Below are 25,213 nucleotides of genomic sequence, written 5' to 3'. Positions count from 1 at the left end.
ACTATACTTTAATCGTAGGTGGTAAAATCAGTATTGAGTTATGATTGCTATTTTGAAAGAGTTGGAAGATTATGGACTAAAAATAACTACAAAATGAAAATAATAGCAATAACATCATCATTAATAGCATTGTCACTTATTTCCTGTGGAAAACGTGATACAATCAATCACTATTTAAATGAAAAAATAACTCAAGGAGCATTAAGTAATAGTGGATTCTATAAGTACACCAGAGATGGTTCAGAAGGTATTGTTGATAGTTTAAATAATCTTAATCTAGAAAATGGAGATCCTACAATTTCATCGAAATTCACTAATTATACTATGACCGTTTATTCTAATATTCCTCCTGTAATAAAAAAAGGAATTACTAAAGGACCTATTCCTGTTTTTAAAAATAAAAGCAAAATTGAAGGAAAGATTATTACCTATTTTTTTAGAAATGACATTTTAGAATTTAAAAGTATAATCAGCCCTCCAACTATTGAGAAAGTACAAATCAAATTGTTTAAAAACAAAGAGGATATTAAAAATTATTATAACAATTTAAAAATCCCTATCAAAGAGATTTCTCTTGAGAAATTGCGTAATCATAATGACAGTATCGGTTTACGTGCTAAATTTATAATAAATAATTATGAATCTTGTTTTTATTTATCTAATGGAAATGAAATGATAACCTATTATTTAAATAAAAAAAGAGGGAACGAGGATATGTTAGTCTGGGATTTTTATAATGAAAATTCATCTTATAAGTTTATTGAGTAATTAAAAATATTTAGTTTTTTAATATTGACTATTATAATTTGTTTTATATCTAAAAAAGTAGGAGGTAAAGAGCATATTTTGAACTATGTAAAAAAGAAACTGAAAATATAACAGCCGAAGAATACGAATGGAAACCCGAAAGTGATCCTCGTGCCCACGGACCAAATGCAGGCGGTGGGGCTGGTTCTTATGGTAGCCCTGGTGACCCACCTAACAAGACCCCAAACATAGGTTTAAAATTTAGTTATAGTCTTAAAGGAAGTTTTACAGCAAGTGTATATGTTGGGGTTTCTAAGAGTGTAAACGCAGGTGATTTTGGAACAACTGGAGCTCTTAATGTTGCTTTAACAGGTTATGCACTAGGTGCTGTAGGAACATCTAGTATGAGCCCAACACATGTAACACTGGGGGTTACGCCTTCGGTAACGTTTGGTTTAAATTCAGGAAATGCACTAGTGACAAATCTTTTTAATAATGCGTCTGGATCTGGAGTTTGGAATCCTTATGAATATGCATTTACACTTGGGGCAACAGGAATTTTAAGTTCCGGTAAGGTATCACCTGAATTTAACCACGAAAAAGGAGAGTTTGGTAAAAACTCCTATAGCAACTATGATGTAACAAGAGGTAGCAATGATATTCAAGGGAAACGTGCTCACGAAAATCATACACGAAATCAAATCGTGGGTGGTGCAGCCATAAAAGTGGGTAACTTTATGATTGCTTCCTTTAATGATATTTATAAACCACCCTTGTTTTTAGGAATGGGGTCAGATCAATATTGGTCTGCAGGGATCAATATGCAGGCAAAATTACCTAATTCTATTCATGCGGCATATGCTGTGGATATGTATTATGGAAAAGCAAGTGAAAAAAATCCATTTAATGAAGATAAAATAATAGACGGTCAAAACTACGACTACCAACAATTGTTTGATGTATTGCTAAACCGCGGAGAGGAAACTTTTTCATTTACAGATGCTATAGGAACGCTTACAACAGAAACAAGGCATGGTTACGGTACATTCTGGCCTACTAATGCCATGCATGATACTATTGCTTTTCCTGATAGAGAAAAACTAGAGATAGAGAAAACATCAAAAGACACTTTTGTAGCGCGTTGGAAAACCGTTTCTAAAGAGCCAAAAGAGCCTTTAGAATATCAATATGTTGATAAGATTCAGTTTAAAGCTGATTTTAACAAATATAAAAAAGATTTAGAAAGATACAAAACTGATAAGATAGATTATGACATAAGTATTCAATTAAAATCGAAGCCAACTTTCCATCATTTGTATGTGGTTTATGATGTCAATAATAAAGTTAGTTTAGAGCGACTTAAAAAGTATCTATATGCGGGGCAGTCTGAACAAGGGAAATTGTTAAAGGAGTTTTATTTACTAAATGATAATAAAAAATGAAAAATATAATATTTTTTTTAATTGTAATATTTGCTATTACTACAAGCTGTGGAGTGTCAAAAGAAGCAAAAGCTCTTGATATTGCTTATGAAAAGTATCTTATTTCAAGAGATATTAATCCAAATAAAGTAAATGATTTGCAGTATTTTAAAGATTTTCTATTATATGAGCAAGAACAAAAGAGAAAACTTCTTTCAGTAAATCCATACCTAAAAACAAACAAAGTTTATGTTTATCAAGGAGGTTCAAAAAAAATTACTTTTTGCATTTTTTCTGACGATGAAAATGAATATTTAACAAGAATTTACAGAGCAGATTCTTCAGTCTTAACTGAGCCTAAAAATGGTGTTGTAAAACTAAAAAAAACTTTAAAATTAGAGTTTCTAGGCAATTTTGAATTAACTGATACTATAATTAAAGTAAGTCGTAATATAAGGGAATTTTCCGGTAAAGAATGGAATGAATGTGATGTAGGTATATTACAAAAAGATACTATTCGATTAATTGAAAATTATGATACAAAAAGATACAGCTATAAAAAGAAATGGTTGGCCAAAACTTACAGAACAAACTATAAATTAGTTTATCAGCCTGATCTAAAAGCAACCAGAATTGAAGAAACTAAAACGCATAATCCATCTTACCTAATTGAGGGTTCATTTACCCTAGAAGAGAATTAGAAAAGCTCAAACAGCAATCAGGATAAAATAAATAAAAAATGATAGTTACCAATAAAGGCAGTAAAAACGGAGGTATATTTAAAATAATAGATACAAATTATTAATTATGAAAATTGAAAATAAAATGATAAAATTTATAACTAGAAAACTAATTACAGTATTGGTTTTTTTACTTTCTATAACAATACATGGACAGATTAAAAATAATGTCGAAAAATATGGTTCAAATGAATCATCGACTATTTACCGAGTTGAAGATGAAGATAAAGAAATGGAAGATGCTATTAAATTGGCACAAGAAAATTTTCACGAATTTGAGAATGCATTAAAAAGTAATAATCCCAATTTTAAAAATTTTCTACTCAAAAAGGGATATGAAAGTGATCAAGGCGATGAGTTTTTATGGATAAAAGACATTATGATATATGAAGCCAAAAATAAATATGTGGGCATTATAGCAGTCCAGCCTCTTCATACCAAAATTGTTAAATTTGATGATATCGTTGAAATTAGTAAAGAGGAAATTGCTGACTGGATGTATTTAGATAATAATACAGCTAAAGGAGCTTTTACACTCAAACTTTTAAGAAGCCGAATGCCAGATGTACAAAAGCAAAATTTTGACATGGAAACTAATTTTATCTTTAAATAGAATTTTACGACTAATCGAATTGCTCCTTTTTAATCAAAAAAAATCATCACATTCTGAGCTAAAAAAGTAAAGTTTTTAAATGAAAATCAAATAATAGTTAGCGCATGACATTTGGATGATAAAATGGGAGTTTTGATTTAGAAAAGCTCGACCTTTGAGCTTCGCAAGTATTTTTCGGTTAATTTTTTCCATTAACACTATAGATGTCAATATTAAATATATTTCAAAATCGGTACGTTAATTTACGAACCAAAGAAAGATTTTTTTAATAGTTTTCAAAGTGTATTTTTGTGTTAATCAAATAACACATTAAAATGACTAAAAATATCTTTGCGGTTGCTTTGTTGGTTTTTTCAATATCAGGCAAAAGTCAGAACCTAAAGTTGGAAGAAATCATGAAAGGGGATTCATTTGTTGGTGTTCAGCCTACAAATCAACATTGGAGTTTAGACGGAAAAAAGGTTTACTTCGATTGGAATCCAAATAATGACTTAGGATTAAGTACTTATTTCTGGGAAAAGGGGATGATAAAACCAATAGTTGCCGAACCAAAAGAAGCCGCTTTCTCTCAACTAGATTTTAAAAGAAACGCAGCTTCCGATATTGTTTATTACATTGATAATGGAAGTTTATATTCTTACTCGATAAATAATAAAGTTTCAAAAAAGTTATTCCAGCAATCAAATCCTATTTCTAATTTGGAACTGGGCTTTGAAGCTGGAATTTTGTTTTTTCAGCAAAATGATAATTTGTTTAAGTATAATACCAAAGAAGGAACGATTGTACAAATTTCAAACTTTAATAGCGGAGATAAAGCAGAGAAGGAATCAGATAAAGAGTCATTTTTAAAAACACAACAGAAAGAATTATTCCAATTTATTAGAGACAAGGAAGCTAAGAAAGAATGGAGTACAGCTAAAAAGAATAGCGTTAAATCTGATTTCCCTAAAGGCTATTATTACGGAAAAAAAGATAATTTCCAAAGTCTAAAAATTAATCCAAACGGAAACTTTGCAACATTTAGTTTAATCGAAAAAGTTGCTGTTAAGAAAGAAACAATGGGGGGTTTTATTACTGCTGATGGATATAACCAATCTCCTGAGACTAAAGAAAAAGTATCTGTAGATAATTTTGTAAAGACCAAATTCGGGATTTATTCAGTTGCCAGAGATTCCGTTTATTTTGTCAATTTTTCTACATTAAGTCATATTCAGGACGTTCCTAAGTATTTTGATTCGTATGATAATCTTAAGAACAAAGAAAAATCAGATAAACTAATTACAGTTCAGGCTCCTGTTTATAATGCAAATGGTTCATTGGCTATAGCCGAAATAAGGAGTCAGGATAATAAAGACAGATGGTTAATTAGTCTTGATTTAGACAAAGGGACTTTTGAGGAAATTGAGCATCAACATGACGAGGCTTGGATAGGTGGACCTGGAATTCCATCGTATGCTTTTGAGTCGGGAACTTTGGGATTTCTTGCGGACAATGAAACGATTTACTTTCAATCGGAAGTTACGGGATATTCGCATTTATATACTTATAATTTAAAAACGAAAAAGAAAACACAGCTTACGAATGGTAATTGGGAAGTAAGAGATGTAACGTTATCAAAAGATAAAAAGACATTTTATTTAACAACAAATACAACACATCCAGGAAATAGAAACTTTTACAAACTGGCTGCTGTTAATGGGGTTTTGGAGCCTATTTTAACCAAAGATGGCGCACATGAGGTAAGTTTGTCTCCAGATGAAAAAACATTATTAGTACGTTATTCTTATAAAAATAAACCTTGGGATTTATACATTGCAGAGAACAAAAAGAATACAACATTACAACAAATATCATATTCAACGACGGAGGAATTTAAAAAATACCAATGGAGAGAACCAGAAGTAATTACGTTTAAGGCGCAAGATGGCACTACTGTTTATGCAAGATTATATAATCCAAAGGCAGAGAAGTCTAATAAAGCAGCTATATTATTTGTTCATGGAGCTGGGTATTTGCAAAACGCACATAATTATTGGAGTAATTACCACAGAGAGTATATGTTTCATAATATGTTAACGGATTTGGGTTATACTGTTTTGGATATAGATTATAGAGGAAGTGATGGTTATGGACGTGATGTAAGAACTGGAATATACCGTTTTATGGGCGGAAAAGATTTGACGGATCAAATTGACGGAAAGAAATATTTAGTTGATAATTACGGTATCGATGCTAATAGAGTAGGGATATATGGAGGTTCTTATGGCGGTTTTATCACATTAATGGGAATGCTTACAACGCCCGGAGAATTTGCTTCGGGAGCTGCATTGCGTTCTGTTACCGATTGGGCACATTACAATCACGGTTATACTGGAAATATTCTTAATTTTCCAGAAACAGATCCAGATGCATACAAAAAAAGTTCGCCAATTTATTTTGCTGATAATCTAAAAGGAAACTTATTGATGCTTCATGGTATGGTCGATGATAATGTAGAATATAAAGATATTGTACGTATGTCACAACGTTTTATAGAATTAGGTAAAAAGAATTGGAGCCTTTCATCGTTCCCAGTAGAGGCACACGGATTTAAAGAAACGTACTCTTGGATCGATGAATATGACAGAATCTTGCATTTATTTAATGAGACGCTTTTGAAAAAGTAAGTTTTTTTAGTTTACAGTCTCAGTGCCAGTTTCCATGCTGAACGAAAACTGTGACTGCAACTGCGACTGAAAACTGAATACTTTCTTGCTTGCTCTTTTAATTAGTTTTAAATTTGCATTCGAAAACACCAAACAACACAACACAACACAACAAGATATAAATGAGCAATACAATTACAACTACTAATTTTAATTTTCCTAATCAGAAATCAGTTTATCGCGGAAAAGTTAGAGAAGTTTATAATATCAACGATGAACTTTTGGTTATGGTTGCTACAGACAGACTTTCGGCTTTTGATGTAGTTTTGCCAAAAGGGATTCCGTACAAGGGACAAATCTTAAACCAGATTGCGACTAAGTTTATGGAACTTACTCAAGATATTGTTCCTAATTGGTTAATAGCAACACCAGATCCAAACGTTGCAGTAGGTCATTTATGTGACCCATTTAAGGTAGAAATGGTTATTCGTGGTTATGTTTCGGGTCATGCTGCTCGTGAATATGCTGCTGGAAAAAGAGAAATATGCGGTGTAGCTATGCCAGAAGGTTTAAAAGAAAACGATAAATTTCCTGAGCCTATTATAACACCAACTACAAAGGCAGATAATGGTGAGCATGATGCAGATATTTCGCGTGAAGCAATCCTTTCAAGAGGAATAGTTTCTGAAGAAGATTATTTAGTTTTAGAAAAATATACCAGAGCTTTATTTCAAAGAGGAACTGAGATTGCTGCAAGCCGCGGATTAATTTTGGTAGATACTAAATATGAGTTTGGTAAAACTAAAGATGGAGTAATTGTTTTGATAGACGAAATTCATACTCCAGATTCTTCTCGTTATTTTTATGCTGATGGATACCAAGAAAGACAAGACAAAGGCGAAGAACAAAAACAATTATCTAAAGAGTTTGTTCGTCGTTGGTTAATCGAAAATGGATTTCAAGGACAAGAAGGGCAACAAATTCCTGATATGACTGATGCTTATATCGAATCGGTATCGGAGCGTTATATCGAATTATATGAAAATATTCTTGGAGAAAAATTCATTAAAGCCGATATTAATAATATCGACGAACGTATAGAGACGAACGTAATAGCTTATTTGAGTAAATAATATTTTACTTAAAAAAATAGATTAGAAGAAAGCCCGCAACTATAAATTGCGGGCTTTCTTTATATATTACTGTTTGCCTTCTTGAATAACTTTTAAATTTTGAAGTCCAGTTTCAAGCTGTTCCCCAAGCATTTGATCCATATTCATAAACGCAAGCATCAGATTCATAGGATATGGTGATCTCCCATCAAATCCCCATTTTACTTTAGTTTGTGTTGGAGAAATAGCCTCGGTTGTCATATAAGCCATATCGGTAGATTCAAAGGGAACTTTAAAACGTAGTTCAAATTCCAATCGCTCTCCTGGAACAATTTTTTTAATTTCTTGCTCTCCTTTCCCTACGTTTTTATCTGTGCTATCCCAACTTGCTATTGCACCAACAGTTCCATCGGTTCCAGTAAAAGTTTTCTTCATTGCAGGATCTAACTTGGCCCAAACGCTAAAATTATCTTGATTCTTTAAATACTTCACATAGTTAAAGACACTATCTTTTGGTTTATTAATAGAGATTTCCCTTTCTACATGATATTCATTCGGTAAAAATAGAGCGACGATCAACGCTAAAATAACGATACTTAAAATTGCGAGAATAATTTTTTTAATAACATTCATAGTTTTATAGTTAAGTGGTTTATAATTATTTTGATTTTTTGAATTGTGTCTCATAACAATTTATCCATTCGGAAACAGAGATTTTTTGTACAAGTTCTGCTATTAGGTCAAATGGAATTTCATCCATCTTTTTAAATCGAATACAACTTTTTCCCATATCCAGTTTTTGTTTGCTGTGTTTGGGGTATTCAGTAACAAACCAATTTAATAAATCTGGTTTTGCATAAATTCCCATATGGTACAACGCTATAAAGTTTTTTGTGATGCTATATTTATAAATGGCAAAGGCAGTTTAGGATTACAATGATAGCCTTCAGGATAAATAGAATGAGGTACAAGATAACCCAACATTCCATAGCTTACTTCCTCAACAAACCCATCAGGGATACTATTAAGTATTGTTTCGCGAAGTTTAAGAAAAGAAAGCTTTCTTTCTTCAGGAAGTGATGATAAATATTCTTCGATTGTTTTGGCTGATGATTGCATTTTAAGTTTTTATTGTAAAGTTAAATAAAATTTAGTCTTTGATTTTTAGTTGGTTAAAATAATAAATGGATGTATTTGTTTTTTATTACAAATAAGGTAACCTTTTTATTTTTTGTGCGTCATAGTATTTTGTGGTAGACTATTTTTAAAAATTAAAATTTAGTTTTTAATTTTCAAGAGGTTAATCCAATTAAAATCATCAATCAAAAAACATTCATCATGAAAAAATCAATGATTTATTTAGGAATTGCTTTAGTCGTTTTTACAAATGTTGCTCAAGCTTCAGAATACAAATTATTTAATAATGATACATACAGCAGTTATGATGTAAACCCTTTAAATGTTGCAATTTGTAAAGGGGATATAGAAACAGTTAAAAAACTTATTGAAAACGGAGCAAATGTAAATAAGTTTTCAGGCGGCCTAACTCCATTGATGACAGCTGCGCGTTATAATAAAGTGGAGATTATTGAGCTTTTAATTTCAAAAGGAGCCAATCCTTATACAACTGCAGATAATGGTTATACTGCTTTGAAATTCGCTGAAGTATCTAAAGCTATAGATGCAGTAGCTATTTTAAAAAAATATGAATGATTATATTTCTCATAAATACAAGTCCCAAGTTTAAATTTAGATTTGGGACTTGCTTTATTTAGGGGAGTTCCAAGTTAGTTACTTTTGTTATTTTAAGTTTTTGATATTCAGTATTTTATTTTTCTTGTAAATAGTGTAACATTTTGTTTATTCGAGCGTCTTTATAAGAGATGCAGTTCTTTATTACTACAATAATTTGGTATTGAGCTTTAAATTTTAAGAGAATGTTAATTGTTAGTTAAAACAAAGTACCTTGCAATACATAGTAATGATTTTAAATATATATTTGTATTATAATTAATAAAAAATCATCAATCATCAATCAAAAAACAATCATCATGAAAAATTCAATCGTTTATTTAGGAGTAGCTTTAGTAGCTTTTGTTAATGTTTCTTTAGCTTCAAATTCAGTTCAAAAATCATTTATTAATGACAAAGTTATTGCTTCAACTTTTGACACCACTCCGTTAAATACAGCTATTAGAAAAGGAGATATTGAAACAGTTAAAAAGTTTATCGAATATGGAGAAGATGTTAATAAAATGTCAAATGAATTGACTCCATTAATGACAGCTGCTCGCTATAATAAAGTTGAGATTATAAAAATTTTATTATCCAACGGAGCAGATATTAACGCTAAAAATGAAAAAGGTTTTACGGCATTAAAATATGCGGAGTTATCTAATGCTACAGATGCTGTTGTACTTTTAAAAAGAAGTTAATAAATTAAATAAGGTTATTTATTAGTAAAACCCGTAAATCTATAATTTGGATTTACGGGTTTTTTGATTATAAGCTATTTTGAGTTTTATTTAAAATATGAAAAAGTTTCTTCATTTTCAATTTTCAACAATGATTCGTAAATTAATTTAATGACATTTTCAACATCATCACGGTGAACCATTTCGACAGTAGTATGCATATATCTTAATGGAAGCGAAATTAATGCTGAAGCTACACCACCATTACTGTATGCAAATGCATCGGTATCTGTACCAGTAACACGAGAAGATGCTAAACGCTGAAACGGAATTTTATTAGCTTCGGCGGCATCAATTATTAGTTCGCGTAAATTATTTTGTACTGCAGGAGCATAAGTAATAACAGGTCCTAAACCTATTTTTGTGTCTCCTTCAATTTTCTTTTCGATCATTGGAGTTGTCGAATCGTGACAAACATCTGTAACAATAGCGACATTAGGTTTGATGGTTTTGGTAATCATTTCGGCACCACGTAATCCAACCTCTTCTTGAACAGAATTTGTGATATATAAACCAAACGGAAGTTTTACTTTATTTTCGTGTAACAAACGAGCTACTTCGGCAATCATAAAGCCTCCCATTCTATTATCGATAGCACGGCAAACAAATTTGTTTTCGTTTAAGATCATAAATTCATCAGGATAGGTAATAACACACCCTACATGAACCCCCATTTTTTCAACTTGTTCTTTGGTTTCACAGCCTAAATCAATAAAAATATTGCTGATTTTTGGAGTTTCTTCCTTATCACGTAATCTTGTATGAATGGCTGGCCATCCAAAAACACCTTTAACGATTCCTTTTTTAGTATGGATATTAACTCTTTTTGATGGTGCAATCTGGTGATCAGATCCACCATTTCTAATTACATATATTAATCCATCATCTGTAATATAGTTTACATACCATGAAATTTCATCAGAATGTCCTTCGATAACTACTTTATATGGTGCATCTGGGTTTATAACTCCTACTGCCGTTCCGTATGTATCGGTAATAAAAGTATCCACATAAGGTTTTAAATAATCCATCCATATTTTTTGCCCCTCACTTTCGTAACCAGTAGGTGAAGCGTTATTAAGATAGCTTTCTAAAAAAGTAATTGAAGCATCATTTAAGATTGATTTTGTACTCATAAAATATTTTTTTGCTAATTTATAAATTTGTATTTTATATACTGTAACTAACGCATTTAAAAGATTACGTGTGTGCGTAATCTTTTTTAGTTAGTAATTTAGGCCAAAAGGAGTCATTTCTTATGCTTATGGAGTACCTACAATATAAAATATATAGTAACAAAAGTAAACTTAATTTTCACGAAAGACAAACAAGGATAATCCAGTTTTTGTTAACTTTAACGAATAGGTAAACTTACTCAACGAATAACTGTCAAGATTAAAATTGTAAGAAGTTCATTATGATTTATTTTAGTGAAATTTAGCTTTAAATTTTTTGTGACGGAAGTTTTCAGATTTGATAACTTTTCCTTTATCAGTAATCATTAGGCAGCTGTAATCAGGGAATTTTTTAAGTAAGAGCAAACCTTCTGTTTTTCCAAGTACCATTATAGAAGTACTTAAACCATTTGCCATTTCGGCATTAGTGCCAAAAACAGTTACGCTACATAATCCAGTAGCAGGATATCCAGTAGCAGGATTTATGATGTGAGAATAACGTTTACCATCAAAAACAACAAATTTTTCATAGCTTCCAGAAGTTGTTACAGCTTCTTGTTCTAAAGGTACAATAGCTAAGAGTTTGTCAGGATTAAAAGGGTTGGTGATGCCAATTTTCCAAGGGGCTCCATTAGGTTGTTTTCCCCAAGTACTCATATCTCCTGATCCATTTATAATTCCAGCTTTAATACCTTTTGCTAACATCATATCGCGACATTTGTCAGCAGCATAACCTTCTCCAAGTGCGCCAAATCCTATTTTCATTCCTTTTAGTTTAAGGAATATAGTAGATTGCACAGAGTCTAAAACGATATTTTGATAACCCACTTTCTCTACTGATTTTTTAATGCTTTCCGCCGAAGGCATTTCGGTCATTGATCCGTCAAATTTCCAGATTCTATCCATTGCAGCAAAACTAATATCAAATCCTCCATTTGTCATTTCTGATAATCGGATTGCTCTTTGTGTTAATTCAAAAACTTCTCGATCTACTTTTACAGGTCGAATTCCAGAATTTTGATTTATTTCAGAAACTTGCGTATCTGATTTCCAATCCGATATTAGCTTTTCAATTCTAGTAATTTCGGCAATAACGGCATCAATATTTTGCTCAGCAGCCAATGAATCGTTTGCAACAATGGTGATGTCAAAACGGCTTCCCATAAGGAGAGTTGTTCTTTTTCGTAAAACTTGTGCATTGCCGTAAAAGCTGCAGGTTAATACAAAAACAATTAAGAACTGTTGTATAATGGTTTTATTAATTTGCATATATAGTTTTTTAGATATGGCTAATAACAATCTGTTAATAGCTGTCCATTATTTTTAAAGTCTAATATGCTTTTGGTTTGTTTAGAAAGGCATAATGCATCAAGAGCTGTCTCCACATCTTTTTGCATGGCCAACGAACCACAAATCATAATAGTACCGCCTTGTAATAACAATTGAACAAAAAAATCAGCATCACGTTTTATAAGATCCATTACATAAATATGTTCTGCTTCACGAGATAAGGCTAAATGAAAACTATGAAGTTGTTGCTTTTGAATCATAGCCACAGCAAACTTTTTATATCCAGAAACTGTTTCTGTTTCCATTCTGAAACCTGAATATAAATGAATTTCTGTTTTTACCTTGTTTTGTTCAATCATTCCAAGGAAAGGAGCAATACCGGTTCCGTTTGAAATAAAAGCCACTTTTGGTGATTTTCTAGGAAAGTGAAAAGCTTGATTCTTAAGAATTCTTGCTTTAATACTATCGCCAGGTTCAAGATTATTTAAATAACCAGAACCCAATCCGTGTGAATGCAGTTTTACAACTAATTGTACATTGCCAGAATGATTTCCGATAGAGTAGAGACGTTCTCTATTATCATTTGCAGGATAAACGGCTAACAAATCACCTGAAACAAATTTGGTTCTGCTTCCTGTCTGCAAAGTAAGTATAAAAGTATGCTCTGATTCAGAAACAGGAGTTTTGTCTACTACTATTAAATTCTGTAAACCTTTCGGGACTTCATTATATAAAGAAGGTGTTGGGGATAACGGAATTCCAGTTTTAGCGCTCCATAGTCTAACCCAATTTACAAACTCTTCTGCAGATTTATCATTTACAGTCTGTACGTCTAATAAACGATTAGCCCAGTTTTGTTTTTCTAAAGCAGCATCAATTTCAATGGCAAAACCGCAATAGTCTGGATAGCTTTTTGATCCAAAACCAACAACAGAAAAATGAACGTTATGTTCTTGAGTGTATTTTTTTAGAATTGAGGTAAACTTATTTCCATTAGAAGGAGCATCTCCTAATCCGTGCGTTGATGTAAAAATAATGATATGTTCCGCTTTCGGAAAAGTTTTAAAATTATTCAATTCGGCTAAGAAAACTTTTTCACCGTTTGCAATTAATTGTTTTTGAATTGCACTAGCAAATCGCAAAGAACTTCCGTTTTCTGAACCAGCCAATAAGATAAATTTGCTTTCCTCAGCTTTGCATTTATTTTTGATTCGACTTGATCTTCTTTTCAAGGTCATAGCAAAACCAGAATAGATAAAAAACAGGATGTTTAGGCAGGAAATTCCAAGAATTATTGCCCAAATAGCATTGGTTTTGCCGGTATGAAGATTAAGACTTAAAAGAGCCACTTGTGCCCTCATTGGATAACGTTTCTCAGTTACTACAGTTCCAGTTACCTGATTAACTTCAATTTCTCGGTCATTTAATTGAATAATATAATATTCTTCAGGATCATCTGAGAAAGGAAATTCTATTTTCTTAACATCAGATAAAAGCGTTTGTTTGAATATTGAAGACTTATCATTTTTTTGTTCTGAAACAGTAATTGATTGTTCCTGCTGTTTTTTTTCTTTATCCATGAAAAAGTTAAACCTTTCCAATGTTAAATAAGTTCCTGTGAGTGCAATAATCAGAATTGGGATTAAACTCAATCTTCCTAAGGTAATGTGATAATATTGAGAAAAATAATCTTTGGTTACTTTTGAAAAGAATTTACGGACTCCCAATTGTCTTTTAACAACAAGAACAAAACCTGAAATTGAGATTAGAAAAAGTAAAAAAGAGATAAATCCAACAAAAAAACGCCCCGTTTCTTTTAAAAATAAAGAACGATGAAAAGCGGTTATCCATTGAATGAATTCTGTCTTTTTTAGAGGCGTCCCTATCTTTTTGGCGGTTAATGGATTAATGTAAGCATTGACATCATTATCGTCTTGATCAATAGCCTGCAGCATTACAAATTGATTGTGATCTACACTTAACTCTGTAATTTCAGGATATACCTTTTTTAAAATAGGTAAAGTCTGTTCTAAAGTTATTGTATCAAAATTTGCTGCTCGGTACGGAAATGTTTTTTCTTGTACAGTATCAATAGCTAAAATTACACCTGTAATAGAAGCAGTTAATAGAAATAAAGAAGAAAATAAAGCCAAGGCCAAGTGTGAGTATCGCCAAAAAGAAAGAATCATTATATGCTATTATATTTTATTTAATCTTACGTAACGGATATATCCTTTACCTTCAGTCTTAGCGGCTAATCCTTCAGTTGTAAGAGGAATTTCTAAGTCATTTACATAATATTTTTGATCTTCAACAGCACTTTCAAATCTTAATTTGTAGCCTGAATTGATTTTAGAAGTTTCAATTTCTATTGTAGTAATGCTTCTGTCTCCACCTGTCACTGAGGCACCTGTTTTTGCACTAATATTATCAGATGGTTTTTTAGAATGAAATTTATTCCATTCTTTTAGCGTGTTATACCATTTTTTATCATCTCCCATTACATAAAGAGTTTTTTCATATTCTCCTTTAGCATTGATAAGAGAAACAACAATATAGGCACCTTCTCCCATATAGTTTGACATTTGAAGCATGCATTTGTATTTTGAAGCCTGTGCTGATGCTTGTAAAGATAGTAGACAGATAAGTGCTCCAGTAAGAGCTATTTTAAATATTGATTTCATAATGTAATTACCTTTGTATTATTGCATTTTAGTAATATGTATGCTTATTTTAAAAATTCAAGAGAAACGTTGTTTTTTGCCAATGTTTCATTTTCCTTTGCCAACACGTAGGCACTTTCATCAAATTCAGTTTGAATATCTTTTTTGGCACCAATAGACAATAAATATTTTAAGATTGAATCATTCTTTGAAACCATTGCAGCCTTATGAAGGGCTGTTAGGCCATCCTTATTTTTTGCATTTACGTCAATATTTAAAGAAGTTATTTTTTTTATCAGTGCTAAATCATTTTTAGTCATTGCAATGTGATATAAAGTACTTCCGTCTACTTGTGGAGCTGCTAAGTTTAATCCTTTATCCTGAAGTAATTTTATTTTAGCCTCAAAAGGATCTTTTGCAGGAGCAGCTTCACGACCATTTTGTGGACGATAAGATTGTACCAAATAAAAACCTAAATTGTTTCCTTCTTTATCTTTAACAGTAATGTCAGCTCCTTTAGTTAAAAGAATTTCAATAGCTTCGGGAGTTCCTGATTTTACTGCAATTGTTAAAGCAGATTCTCCTTTTAGATTTTGGGCATTTAAATTTTTTACTTTCGGAAGTAATTCTTCTAAAACAGAAGTATCTTTAGCTGAAGCAGCAATCATTAATGGTGTATTTCCTTCTTTATCCGTTTTGTTAGCATCTACACCCTTAGCTAGGAAATAGTTAACGATTTCAGTTTGATTAGGCTTACTTGCTAAAAAGTGGAGAACGTTTTCCCCAGATTTAGTTACAGCAGTTGGTTTTAGTTTAACTTCTTCAACTAAATATTTATAAGTTTCAAAAGGAGTAATTTCTCTACGAGCTCCTTGCGCTGCGATTAGGAGTGCATTATCATTAAATTTAACTCCTTTTTCTAAAAGCTTCTTTAAAAGCGCTATATTTCCTGATCTAGCTGCAAAATTAAAAGCTGTGTTACCTTCATCATCAGTATCTTTTAAAGACATTCCTTTAGTCGCAAAATAAGTTGAAAGGGCTAAATCTTTATCATTAGGAATACCTATTAATAATAAATTTGCGCCGTTTTTATATTTTTTATTAGGATTGATTCCAGCCTTAAAAAAAGCGTCGTATAAAGCAGCATCTGATTGTCCGTTGCTGGCTGCGAACGCTATTGGAGTGTTACCTTTACTGTCTTCAAGATTGATATCAGACCCTTTTTTAATAAGATATTCTACAAGTTCAACGTTTCCTTTGTAGGCCGCCCAATGTAAATAAATACGACTGTCATGAGTGATTTTATTTATTGGATTTCCTGGCTGCTCTAAAAGGAATTTGATAGTTGCTATTGGAGCATCATTATTAATAGCTAAAACAACTGGATCAAATGCATTTTGATTGGGCTGAGAAGGGTTGCTTCCTTTTTCTATTTCGGCTTTAACAGCAGTTACACTTGGCAAGGATTTCCAAAATGATTGCTCTAGTAATATGTTTTTCTGCTGGGCACTAACAAATAATGTAGCAGCTAAGGCTAAAGAAATAAAAATATTCTTCTTCATATTTAGGTGTTTATTGTTTATTGAATTTTTTGACAAGGTCTATTTTTATTTAGATTAGGGACATCAAATCTATTTAGAATAAATAAGAATAGAGCAAATGTAAATATTAATATCTTTAAATCAAGTTTAAATTTACCAAAATAAAAAATAACTGATTCTTCAGATTCATACTATGTCAAAAGGCTTCATAGCTTCTATCGCATTCTTTTTAGTAGTAGATTGGTCTATCATTGGTGTTAATCGACCGCTATCATTAGCATTTATACTTTTATGGAAATAATTTATAAAGTTCTATAAATTGATTTTTAGCATCAAAATTGAGGTAAAAAGGTAACAGTAGGTAAATTCTGTAATTATATAAAACCAGTTTATATGACCTCATGAAAAAATATATTTTTGAATTCTTATTTAGCAGTAATTACTACTATTTAATATACAATATTTGTCTTTAAATAGGATATAATATATGTGTGTAATACTTTTTTAAAGTATTTAAAGTGTTGTAAATTAGTTAATTATGATATTTTGTATCTATTTTATAAATTTGGTATTACTATTGTATATAAATGTATAATTTTACATTCAAATTAATAACTCAATGAAGTTTATAACCTATTTATTTTGTTTTCTTCTAGCATCTTTTGTTGGTCACGCTCAAATTGATAAAAATAATCCCCAACAAATGGGTTATGTTTTGACTGAAAAGGATTCTATATTAAATGATACAATCCAGTTGCCAGAGATTATTATTTCAAAAGAAAAACTTGATCCCGAAGCTCAAAAGCAATTTTTAATTCTTCAGAATAGAGTTTATAAAACATATCCATTTGCCAGATTAGCTTCTGATAGATTAGTTGCTCTTAATAATGGTATGGCGCGTTTATCTTCAAATAGAGAAAAAAAGAAATATTTTAAAATCGTTGAAGACTATCTTAATAATGAATTTGAAGGAAAATTAAAGAAGTTGTCTCGTAAACAGGGACAAATATTAGTAAAGCTTATTCATCGACAAACAGGAACTACAACATTTGAGTTAGTAAAAACATTAAAAAATGGTTGGAAAGCATTTTGGGCAAATACAACTGCTAATGTTTTTGATATAAGTTTAAAGACAGAATATGCTCCTTATGAAGTTAATGAGGACTATTTAATTGAAACAATCCTGACTCGTGCTTTTGAATCAGGAAGATTACAATATCAAGCACCAGCACATCCAGTCGATTATAATGATCTTAGCGAGCGCTGGCAAGAAAAAGCAAAGGAATTAAAGACAGCAAAATAGCTCAACTATTTAATTAAAATTACAGAAGACCTATCAAAGATATATTTGGTAGGTCTTTTCGTTTTAGTATTATTAAATCTAGGCTCTTTTTTAAAAATTTGTGTTTTTAATTTTAATATATTTTTTTAACGTAATAAATCTTATTAGTATAGGTTTTTGGAAATTTAATTTGTAAGTTTAATCTTTAGTTAGTTTTTTAACTAAGTATTAATCAAATAGTTTTCAAAATGAAGAAAAAATTACTTAACCTGATTATGATGTTTTTAACTATTTTGGGATGGTCACAAAACATTGCCGAAACTGATTTTTCCATTACTATAAATGGAAATAAAATTTCAACTACTGCGAATTTTAAACAGCAGTTTAGGGAATTTAAAAAATATACAAGCAAAAGGCAAAGCTCCGATATGGAATATAATTTGTTGCAGTTTACAAGAATACCTTCAATAGATGAGCAACAAAAATTAAAAAGACAAGGGGTAACTTTACTTAGTTATTTGTCAAATAATGCTTATTATGCTTCAGTCGAATCTGGTTTTTACAGCAAAAGGAATGTGTCTGGTAATATAAGAACCATAATTGCAATTGATCCAAAATATAAATTAGATCCAATGCTTGCAAATAATACCATTCCAGATTATGCTTTAGAGGCAAATGATGTTAAAGTAATAGTAAGTTATTTTGAAGGAATTGATTCAAATGTCATTTCGAAGGATTTAGCAAATTTGTTTTTGAGAGGAATAAAAATTGTAGCCCCTTTTAATCAAATTTATTTGCAGGTTTCTAAAGAAAAATTAGAAGAAATTGCAAAAATTAATTGGGTACAAAACATAGATTTGATTCCAGCTCCTGTTGAAAGTGATAATAAACCAGGAGTAACTTCGCATAAAGCAAACGTTTTAGGATCAACCATTTCTGGGTTAGGATTTGGATTAACTGGAAAAGGGGTTAAAGTAGGTGTTTGGGATGGGAATTTAGAGAAACATAAAGATCATACAGGTAGAATGATTAATAAAGAGTATGAATATAGTTCATCTCATGGTAGTCATGTGTCTGGAACTATTGGCGGCGCTGGTTTATTAGATCCAAGAGCAAAAGGGATGGCTCCAGAAGTAAAAATGTATGGATGGAATTTTAATACGCAATCGAATGGTTTGTCAGTTGCAAGTGAAAGATTAAAATCAATTGCTGAAGATGGAATTGATTTTACATCAAATTCTTATGGAATTAATCTTACTTCAGGTTATAATACCTATAGATATAACGGATCAGATTATGGTGATGATTATGTTACAGTAATGAATCCTTATCTTTTAAATATATATTCTAACGGAAATGCTCAAACTGCACATCCAGGAGGATTTAATACTTCTACAAAAAATTCAAAAAATTCATTACACGTTGCAGCTAATAATCCAAATGATCTGATTAGTAATTATAGTAGTTTCGGGCCAACAGTTGATGGCCGTTTGGTGCCACAAATTGCAGCTGTTGGTAGCTATGTATATTCGTTGGATTATAGTAATTCTTATCAGGTTATGAGTGGAACCTCAATGGCTACACCTGGAACTACTGGTATAGTCGCTTTATTATATGAAAGATATAAAAATATTTATGGAGATAAACCATTAGCATCATTAATGAAAGCTTTAGTTGCGAATACTGCAAAAGATGTCGGGAATCCAGGACCAGATTATAAATATGGGTTTGGAAACATAAACGGATTAAGAGCAGTAAAAGTATTAGACAAAAAAATGTTTTATACAGCTTTTGTTGCTAATGGAGAAAGCTATGAAAAAAAAATTGTAGTTCCGGCAGGATTAGTTTCACTTAAAGTAATGCTTGCCTATTCTGATATTCCAGGTACACCAGGAGCAGGATCAATTCAAGTAAATGATTTGGATATTAAAATTGTAAAGGATGGAATAACGATTCTTCCCTGGATATTAAATCCAACAACACCTGCAGCAAATGCTTTACGAGGAGTTGATAGTTTAAATAATATCGAGCAAGTAACATTGGATAACCCAGCTGCGGGTAGCTATAAAATTATAGTTACAGGTACATCAGTTCCTCTTAATAGTCAAGAGTTTTCAGTAGTTTATGATTTTGTTGCTCCAGAATTGATTCTTACTTACCCAATAGGAGGTGAAAAATTCAATACTGATTCAACAGAATATATTCGTTGGGACTATGAAGGAGAAGCAAAGACATTTACTATTGAATATTCAATAGATGAGGGAGTGAATTATACTACAATAGCAAAAGACATTCCATCAGCAGCAAGAAATTTTGCATGGAACGTACCAGCAGGAATAGTAGCAAATGCCAAAATAAGAATAAGTGCAGGTACAAAAGCAGATGTTTCCAAAGAAGTCTTTACTATTATTACGGAACCTAAGAATTTAGTTATTACACCTTCAAAATGTGGTATATCATCTTATAAAATGGATTGGGATCCTATTGTAGGAGCAGAATATGAAGTTTTAAAGATGAATGGGTATAAGTTTGACGTTGTGGCAACAGTTACAGATCCAACTTATACATTTGATAATCTTACTGTAAGTGAAGATAATTGGTTTTCTGTTCGTACAGTAGATAGTACTACAGGAATAGTTTCAGAACGAGTTAGAGCTGTAAATGCAGAGCCTGTTTTTCAACCCGTATTAGATGTTTTAAACTTGCCGTTTCTGGAAGATTTTAATGATAGAAAAGCAACTAATTATGTTTTATCTAAAGGAACAGCAGGAAATATAAAATATGAATATATCAATGCAGAATTATTGGATGGTGTAAAAATGGAAGGTTCAAACATACTGGCTTCCTCACCATGGATAGAAAGTACGGCAATAGATGCATTTGCAAATAATCCAGATTATATAAAAAAGATATCATTTTGTGATATAGATGCAACAAGTCTTGTTGGAAAAAATATCCGAATGAAATTTAATTTATTATGGAAGAGTGTTGGGCCAGTTAACAAAAGTTTTTTTAGAGTCTTAATTAATGGTAATCCTGTAAATAGTCATGAAAATAAAACTGGTTATGGAGGAACGCAATTATCAGGAAACACGGAATTAACTTATGATTTATCCGCATATGCAGGTACTACATTTAGTGTAGAACTTGAAACAGTTATTGATAATAATGTTGTTGTAATAAATAATAGCTATGTTTATAATTTAGTTTTTGTAGATAATATTATTATTTACGAAGCTACAACAACTGATTTGGAATTAACATCCTTTATTCCAAAGACAGGTTTGACTGCAACAGAAGTAGTGAAAGTCAAAGTTTTTAACCATTCTCCAGTTGCTGTAAGTAATATTCCAGTTTATTATAAAATTAATGATGAAGTAACTATAATTGAAACAATTCCAGGACCTATCAGCCCATTAGGCGAACTGTCTTATAGTTTTGTAAAAACAGCAGATTTCTCTGCTCAGGGGCAATATACAGTTGTTGCTAATATAAATTATATAGGAGACGAAGTGTCAGAAAATAATACAGCCACAAGCACTTTTTATAATATAGGAAAAGATGTTTCGATGGGATCTGTTGCTAGTATGACAACTTGTTCAGCAGTATTTACAGATGCAGGTACGCGTTTTGATAATTACCCAATTGAAGCGACACAAATAATGACTTTTAAACCAGGAATTAGTAATAATAGCATAAAAGTAAATTTTACTGATTTTGATCTTGAGGATGGTTATGATTTCTTATATGTATACAATGGTTCATCTACAACAGCTCCATTGTTAGGTATGTTTACAGGGGATAACCTACCAGTATCTTTGACTTCAACAGCCATTGGAGGAGAATTAACATTTCAATTTGTTTCTGATCAATACATAAATGGAAGGGGCTGGATTGCAACTATTAGTTGTGTTACAAAACCAATTGTAAATGATGCAGGTATAGTTTCTATAGTAACGCCAGAAGTTCTTGGTAAAAAAATAAATACACACAACATAACAATTAGAGTTAATAATTTAGGGGCTGTTGCGCTAATAAATCATCCGGTGTTTTATCAGGTAAATGATGGGACAAAAGTTACCGAAACAGTTCCAACGATTCCGCCATATGCAACAGTTAGTTTTACGTTTGCTACAAAAGCAGATTTATCTATTGTTGATGCTACATATGTAATTAAAAGTGGTGTTGATATTGCAGATGATAATAGTGTTAATGATGCAATCGAAAAAACCGTATACAATAAAAATGAATTACCAGTTCATACCAATACAAATGGATATGCAATTTCTAAACTTAAATGGGGTGATGTTGTAAATACTTCAGAAACTACAGCATATTCTGACTTTAAGGATATAAAAATCCCAGTGTATGCAGGGTTTAATTATCAACCAGAGGTTACGATTATTAGAACGGGAGTGGCAATTACTAGGGATCAAACTGCAAATGCGGGTGTTTTTACAATGATTGTCATTGATTTAAATGGAGATGGTAACCTAACAGATGAATTTCATGCAGGTAATTTTTGGGTAAATACATTGTCTACTTCAGCAGCACCTGCAATTAAATCAACCTTAACCACGCATTATTTCAGAAATTATTTCTCATTAGTAGGAGGTTTAACAATTCCAGCTAGTACAAAAGCAGGTAAAAAATTAATGCGTGTTATACATATGTATCGTTCATCATATGAGTATTTTAATGTAAACCTTGGGCCAACTATTGATGGGGTAACAACCTCAAATGAAGATTTTGAAATAGAAGAATATACAATTGATGTATTGCCATTTACAGCTGCAGATGCGAGTATAGAGAGAATTGTGGGGCCTGTAAAGTCTGCAAATAAAACAGTTACGGTAACGGCTGTTATACGCAATTTTTCGAATGTTCCAATTTCTAATTTTCCAGTGGCATATAAAATAAATGGAGCAAATGAAGTAGTTCAAAATGTTGTAGGACCTATCGCTGCAAAAGGAAAAATAACGGTTTCTTTTACAACTAAAGTAGATTTAAGCAATTTTAAAGAGTATACAATCGATGTGTATACCAAATTAGCAGGCGATACAGATGCTACAAATGATTCTAAATCAGTAACAATAACACATGCTCCGAATTATGCTACAAATGTTACAGGAACTTTTGATGGATCAGATGATTTTGTAGTGATTGATAATAATCCAGCTTTAAATCTTACTAATAATTACACATTTGAAGCATGGGTTAATCAGAAAGAACCAAGTATTTTGAGTAGAATTTTAGATAAAGGAACAGTGCTGTTTTTTATACATAACACCTCTAGTCTTAGTATTTATAAAGAAAATAGTTTAGTACTTTCTATAGCTACTGCGACAGGTTCTTATGTTATGAATACCGGGTTAAATTCAATTAAGCAAAATACATGGCATCATATAGCTTATAGGGTAAGTGCAAACAACATCTATAAAATTTATATAGATGGAGTTTCAGTTCCTTTTACAAGCACAGGTACAGCAGGTGCGGCGATTTCAAATGTAGCATCACCTGCTTATATAGGAAACAATGCAGGATTAGCACGAGGATTCAACGGATACATAGACGAAGTTCGTATTTGGTCAGGAGTTCTTACTCAATCAGTAATAAAAGGTAATGCAATGACAAAGTATCTAGGAAATGAGATAGGTTTAAATGCCTATTATCCTTTTTCAGAAGGAAACAAGGAATTTGTTCATGACTCCTCGATAAACGACAATACCGCTGTTGTAACTAATGCGGATACAAATGGTATAGGAGAAGGTAAATTTTGGAATGTTCCAGTTTTATTAAAAAAACTAGATTTTGTAAAACAATTATCATCATCTTATGATGAAAGTACCAAAACGTATACAATTTTATTAAAGAAAGGTACTGATATAACTTCTGCTGTTGCTGAATTTTCATTGGAGATGGAAAGTATCGCAAAAATAAACGGGATAGAACAAGTAAGTGGTAAGACAAAAATTGACTGTACAAATCCAGTTGTTTTTACTGTAGAAGGAGTAGGGTTTAATAAGGGAATTTCAGAAGAATATATCATTAAAGTGCAAACTGGTTTAAGTAGTGAAAGTAAGTTAATTTCGTATGATTTTAAAACAGCTTCAAATCCTGGATTAGTATCGGATATTAATACAGATATAGTAGGGCAAAATGTAACTAAAACTTTGAAATATGGATTAGATATTTCAAATTTAATTGCAGATTTTACTGTTTCGCCAGGTGCAGAACTACACATAGACGGAGTAAAACAATTAGGTTCAAAAGCTGTAGTTTCGGATTATACAAATAGTTTTCTGTTTACAGTAATTTCAGAGGATAAGCTTTCTCAAACAAATTACACAGTAATATTAAACGCGAATAACTCCGAAGCAAGTCTTATAGCTTATTCAGTAGCAAATCAGGTGGGGACCAGTATAATCGATCCGGTTTTAAAAACTGTAAAAGTATTTGTAAACAACAATGTTAATTTAAGCGCATTGATTCCAAACTTTCAAATATCAGCTTTTGCAACATTACGTATAGGTACTTATATTCAGAATAGTGGAGTGACAAAATTAAATTATACTTTGCCCGTAGTTTATAATGTAATGGCGCAAAATGGTACAGTCGAAAATTGGACAGTAACAATCGAGAGAGCAAAACCAATAATAACACTTACAGGCAATACAGTAATCGTTCTAGATAAAGGATGTTCATATATTGAAGCGGGTTATACTGCCAAAGATAATTCAGATACCGATATCACTGTAGGAGTTTTAATCTCCGGAACAGTTGATGTAAATACGCCAGGTCAATATATTTTGACATATACAGTAAAAGATGCCTTGCAAAATGAATCAATTGCTACTCGTATAATAAATGTATCGGCAACAGTTTGTACGTTGGGAGTAGACACCAATGAAATCAATGGATTTGTGATTTATCCAAATCCAGTAAAAGATGGAAAGGTGTACGTGCAAACTACATCTACGAGTACGAAGAATATTAGAATATCAGATATCGCTGGAAAAATTGTTTTCACAGCTCAAACTGAAAATAAAGAATTAAATATTCATAGACTGCCAACAGGGGTTTATATTATAAAGGTAGAGCAAGACGGTATGACATCAATTCAGAAACTTATTGTAGAGTAAATAGATTATAAAATCAAGTTATTCATTAAGTAGCTACTATATAGTAGCTACTTTTTTATGTCCTTATATATAGGTGTAATATTTGACTATACTATAATAAGTACAGTTTTTCTAGGAGCTATTACCTGCTATCCGCTCCAATCTTGCCCTTTTTAAAAGAAAAAGGGCAAGGATTTCCGCTTCTCCCGATAGCTATCGGGACAGGGCTAGGGAGTTTGAAATCCGCTCAATTGGCTAAATCTAGGAGAAACAAAAATGCGCGAAACCCAAAGAAAACAAGAGGAGAGGATGTTGCGGTACAGAAATTACCTATAAAATATAAAAAGAAATAAGTTGTAAACGCATTGCTATCAACCTGTTAAGAAAAA

The 25,213-nt window shown here is 31.5% G+C and carries 16 protein-coding genes and 1 pseudogene; 10 read left to right on the top strand and 7 right to left on the bottom strand.

Annotated features, from left to right (window positions below; translation table 11 throughout):
• The first annotated feature begins 93 nt into the window (after window positions 1-93).
• The 6 genes from IUY40_RS18265 to IUY40_RS18240 all read left to right on the top strand — a co-directional run bounded on the left by IUY40_RS18265 (window position 94) and on the right by IUY40_RS18240 (window position 7,299).
• Window positions 94-768: a hypothetical protein gene (locus IUY40_RS18265; protein ID WP_195738300.1), complete on the top strand. Its 675-nt coding sequence runs from the start codon at window positions 94-96 to the stop codon at window positions 766-768.
• Between the two features lie 383 nt (window positions 769-1,151).
• Window positions 1,152-2,189: a hypothetical protein gene (locus IUY40_RS18260; protein WP_195738299.1), complete on the top strand. Its 1,038-nt coding sequence runs from the start codon at window positions 1,152-1,154 to the stop codon at window positions 2,187-2,189.
• Complete coding sequence (locus tag IUY40_RS18255; protein WP_195738298.1) at window positions 2,186-2,869, top strand: hypothetical protein; 684 nt, start codon at window positions 2,186-2,188, stop codon at window positions 2,867-2,869. Before IUY40_RS18260 ends, IUY40_RS18255 begins: the two co-directional genes overlap by 4 nt.
• Before the next feature lie 124 nt (window positions 2,870-2,993).
• On the top strand, window positions 2,994-3,521 hold the full coding sequence (locus tag IUY40_RS18250) for a DUF2314 domain-containing protein (protein WP_195738297.1): 528 nt from the start codon (window positions 2,994-2,996) through the stop codon (window positions 3,519-3,521).
• A 314-nt stretch (window positions 3,522-3,835) separates the two neighbouring features.
• Complete coding sequence (locus IUY40_RS18245; protein ID WP_195738296.1) at window positions 3,836-6,187, top strand: prolyl oligopeptidase family serine peptidase; 2,352 nt, start codon at window positions 3,836-3,838, stop codon at window positions 6,185-6,187.
• Between the two features lie 161 nt (window positions 6,188-6,348).
• Window positions 6,349-7,299 carry a phosphoribosylaminoimidazolesuccinocarboxamide synthase gene (locus IUY40_RS18240; protein WP_195738295.1) on the top strand — a complete coding sequence of 317 codons (951 nt, stop codon included), beginning with the start codon at window positions 6,349-6,351 and terminating at the stop codon, window positions 7,297-7,299.
• A gap of 66 nt (window positions 7,300-7,365) precedes the next feature.
• On the opposite strand, the gene IUY40_RS18235 is transcribed toward IUY40_RS18240, so the two are convergent.
• Both IUY40_RS18235 and IUY40_RS18230 read right to left on the bottom strand, forming a co-directional pair.
• Entirely contained in the window at window positions 7,366-7,965 is a 600-nt protein-coding gene (locus tag IUY40_RS18235) for an SRPBCC family protein (protein WP_229335654.1), read from the bottom strand.
• Window positions 7,937-8,397, bottom strand: a pseudogene (locus IUY40_RS18230) (DUF1801 domain-containing protein). Before IUY40_RS18230 ends, IUY40_RS18235 begins: the two are co-directional and overlap by 29 nt.
• 219 nt (window positions 8,398-8,616) lie before the next feature.
• On the opposite strand from IUY40_RS18230, the gene IUY40_RS18225 reads away from it, so the two are divergent.
• Both IUY40_RS18225 and IUY40_RS18220 read left to right on the top strand, forming a co-directional pair.
• The gene (locus tag IUY40_RS18225; protein WP_195738294.1) at window positions 8,617-8,991 is read left to right on the top strand and encodes an ankyrin repeat domain-containing protein; all 375 of its coding nucleotides are present in this window, start codon (window positions 8,617-8,619) and stop codon (window positions 8,989-8,991) included.
• 338 nt (window positions 8,992-9,329) lie between these two features.
• On the top strand, window positions 9,330-9,713 hold the full coding sequence (locus IUY40_RS18220; RefSeq protein ID WP_195738293.1) for an ankyrin repeat domain-containing protein: 384 nt from the start codon (window positions 9,330-9,332) through the stop codon (window positions 9,711-9,713).
• Window positions 9,714-9,799: 86 nt separating this feature from the next.
• Here the strand turns inward: IUY40_RS18220 and IUY40_RS18215 are convergent, their stop codons facing one another.
• The 5 genes from IUY40_RS18215 to IUY40_RS18195 all read right to left on the bottom strand — a co-directional run bounded on the left by IUY40_RS18215 (window position 9,800) and on the right by IUY40_RS18195 (window position 16,442).
• Entirely contained in the window at window positions 9,800-10,888 is a 1,089-nt protein-coding gene (locus IUY40_RS18215; protein ID WP_195738292.1) for a M42 family metallopeptidase, read from the bottom strand.
• A gap of 291 nt (window positions 10,889-11,179) precedes the next feature.
• Window positions 11,180-12,196: an FAD:protein FMN transferase gene (locus IUY40_RS18210; protein ID WP_195738291.1), complete on the bottom strand. Its 1,017-nt coding sequence runs from the start codon at window positions 12,194-12,196 to the stop codon at window positions 11,180-11,182.
• Window positions 12,197-12,216: 20 nt separating this feature from the next.
• The gene (locus IUY40_RS18205; RefSeq protein ID WP_195738290.1) at window positions 12,217-14,406 is read right to left on the bottom strand and encodes a PepSY domain-containing protein; all 2,190 of its coding nucleotides are present in this window, start codon (window positions 14,404-14,406) and stop codon (window positions 12,217-12,219) included.
• Window positions 14,407-14,415: 9 nt separating this feature from the next.
• Window positions 14,416-14,901 carry a DUF2271 domain-containing protein gene (locus IUY40_RS18200; RefSeq protein WP_195738289.1) on the bottom strand — a complete coding sequence of 162 codons (486 nt, stop codon included), beginning with the start codon at window positions 14,899-14,901 and terminating at the stop codon, window positions 14,416-14,418.
• A 44-nt stretch (window positions 14,902-14,945) separates the two neighbouring features.
• Window positions 14,946-16,442 carry an ankyrin repeat domain-containing protein gene (locus tag IUY40_RS18195; RefSeq protein ID WP_195738288.1) on the bottom strand — a complete coding sequence of 499 codons (1,497 nt, stop codon included), beginning with the start codon at window positions 16,440-16,442 and terminating at the stop codon, window positions 14,946-14,948.
• Window positions 16,443-17,040: 598 nt separating this feature from the next.
• Here IUY40_RS18195 and IUY40_RS18190 point away from each other — a divergent pair.
• Both IUY40_RS18190 and IUY40_RS18185 read left to right on the top strand, forming a co-directional pair.
• Entirely contained in the window at window positions 17,041-17,724 is a 684-nt protein-coding gene (locus tag IUY40_RS18190) for a DUF4294 domain-containing protein (RefSeq protein ID WP_195738287.1), read from the top strand.
• A gap of 227 nt (window positions 17,725-17,951) precedes the next feature.
• Complete coding sequence (locus tag IUY40_RS18185; protein ID WP_195738286.1) at window positions 17,952-24,845, top strand: S8 family serine peptidase; 6,894 nt, start codon at window positions 17,952-17,954, stop codon at window positions 24,843-24,845.
• Window positions 24,846-25,213 lie beyond the last annotated feature (368 nt).

The organism is Flavobacterium sp. ALJ2 (assembly GCF_015594725.1).
GTDB lineage: Bacteria > Bacteroidota > Bacteroidia > Flavobacteriales > Flavobacteriaceae > Flavobacterium.
This window is presented reverse-complemented; position numbering and strand designations above follow the sequence as displayed.

Coding starts and splice junctions, on each gene's coding strand:
- IUY40_RS18265 (WP_195738300.1), top strand. CDS start 94: ATGAAAATAATAGCAATAACATCATCATTAATAGCATTGTCACTTATT.
- IUY40_RS18260 (WP_195738299.1), top strand. CDS start 1,152: ATGAGCCCAACACATGTAACACTGGGGGTTACGCCTTCGGTAACGTTT.
- IUY40_RS18255 (WP_195738298.1), top strand. CDS start 2,186: ATGAAAAATATAATATTTTTTTTAATTGTAATATTTGCTATTACTACA.
- IUY40_RS18250 (WP_195738297.1), top strand. CDS start 2,994: ATGATAAAATTTATAACTAGAAAACTAATTACAGTATTGGTTTTTTTA.
- IUY40_RS18245 (WP_195738296.1), top strand. CDS start 3,836: ATGACTAAAAATATCTTTGCGGTTGCTTTGTTGGTTTTTTCAATATCA.
- IUY40_RS18240 (WP_195738295.1), top strand. CDS start 6,349: ATGAGCAATACAATTACAACTACTAATTTTAATTTTCCTAATCAGAAA.
- IUY40_RS18235 (WP_229335654.1), bottom strand. CDS start 7,965: ATGAGACACAATTCAAAAAATCAAAATAATTATAAACCACTTAACTAT.
- IUY40_RS18225 (WP_195738294.1), top strand. CDS start 8,617: ATGAAAAAATCAATGATTTATTTAGGAATTGCTTTAGTCGTTTTTACA.
- IUY40_RS18220 (WP_195738293.1), top strand. CDS start 9,330: ATGAAAAATTCAATCGTTTATTTAGGAGTAGCTTTAGTAGCTTTTGTT.
- IUY40_RS18215 (WP_195738292.1), bottom strand. CDS start 10,888: ATGAGTACAAAATCAATCTTAAATGATGCTTCAATTACTTTTTTAGAA.
- IUY40_RS18210 (WP_195738291.1), bottom strand. CDS start 12,196: ATGCAAATTAATAAAACCATTATACAACAGTTCTTAATTGTTTTTGTA.
- IUY40_RS18205 (WP_195738290.1), bottom strand. CDS start 14,406: ATGATTCTTTCTTTTTGGCGATACTCACACTTGGCCTTGGCTTTATTT.
- IUY40_RS18200 (WP_195738289.1), bottom strand. CDS start 14,901: ATGAAATCAATATTTAAAATAGCTCTTACTGGAGCACTTATCTGTCTA.
- IUY40_RS18195 (WP_195738288.1), bottom strand. CDS start 16,442: ATGAAGAAGAATATTTTTATTTCTTTAGCCTTAGCTGCTACATTATTT.
- IUY40_RS18190 (WP_195738287.1), top strand. CDS start 17,041: ATGAAGTTTATAACCTATTTATTTTGTTTTCTTCTAGCATCTTTTGTT.
- IUY40_RS18185 (WP_195738286.1), top strand. CDS start 17,952: ATGAAGAAAAAATTACTTAACCTGATTATGATGTTTTTAACTATTTTG.